Source organism: Streptomyces sp. NPDC059740 (assembly GCF_042733155.1).
Classification (GTDB): domain Bacteria; phylum Actinomycetota; class Actinomycetes; order Streptomycetales; family Streptomycetaceae; genus Streptomyces.
Genome location: NZ_JBHWGP010000109.1, coordinates 1 through 1,100, shown reverse-complemented (window position 1 = coordinate 1,100; position 1,100 = coordinate 1). Strand labels below are relative to the sequence as shown.

At 66.4% G+C, this 1,100-nt stretch carries 1 pseudogene; it reads left to right on the top strand.

From position 1 onward, the window contains the following. Nucleotides 1-77 precede the first annotated feature (77 nt). Nucleotides 78-1,078: pseudogene (locus tag ACFV3R_RS34660) on the top strand (IS5 family transposase). Nucleotides 1,079-1,100: the final 22 nt, after the last annotated feature.

Here is a 1,100-nt window from a genome sequence, read left to right as displayed (position 1 = left end):
CTAGGGCGCGTATCGAGTCGTGATCAATCTGCGAGTTCCCCGCTCGCGATGATCGGTGATCCTGTAGATCGTCTTGCATGACGCGAGCGCAACTGACCGATGCAGAGTGGGAGTTCATCGGGCCGTACCTGCCGATCGGCGAGTACGGCCCGTACCCGGTGCGGCTGCGGCAGCAGTTCGAGGGCGTGATCTGGAAGTTTCGCTCAGGCGCGCAGTGGCGGGAGATCCCTGCCGAGTTCGGCGCCTGGTCGACCGTCCATAACCGCTTCCGGCAGTGGCGGGACGCCGGGGTCTTCGAGGCCCTGCTGGAAGGGCTGATCTCCGAGGCCGCGCGGCGGGGCGAGGTTGACCTGTCACTGGTCAGCGTCGACTCCACCACCGCCCGCGCCCACCACGATGCCGCCGGGATGCGCCTCGATCCTGGCGTGCTCGACGCCATGGAGAAGGCTGCCGCCGAGGAAAAGCCCAAGTCAAAGGGGGTGTCGGTGAAGAACGAAACGGACAGGACACCCACGCTGATCCCGGACGGGAAGAACGGCGACGTGTGCGGCGTCGACGCAAGCTCCGATTGAAGGCCGCTCTCCTGGGACGCTCCCGGGGCGGACAGACCAGCAAGGTCCACCTGGCCGTAGACCGCAGGTGCCGGCCACTGGCGATCGTGCTGACTGCAGGACAGGCCGCAGACAGCCCGCAGTTCATCCCCGTCCTGAACAAGGTGCGGGTCCGCGGACCCCTCGGCCGCCCCCGCACCCGGCCTGACGCGGTCGCTGGAGACAAGGCGTACTCGTCCCGCGGTAACCGCGCTCACCTGCGCAAACGCAGGATCAAGGCCGTCATCCCGGAGAAAAGGGACCAGGTCGCCAACCGGAAGAAGAAGGGCTGCAAGGGAGGACGTCCCGTCGGCCACGACGCCGAGCTCTACAAGGAGCGGAACACCGTCGAGCGCCTGATCAACAAGCTCAAGGCATGGCGGGGCATCGCGACCCGCTACGACAAGACCCCGGAAAGCTACCTCGCCGGACTCCACCTCCGCGCCTCCATGATCTGGATCAAGGACCTCGCCCCAGCCACTCAATGATCACGACTCGATACACGCCCTA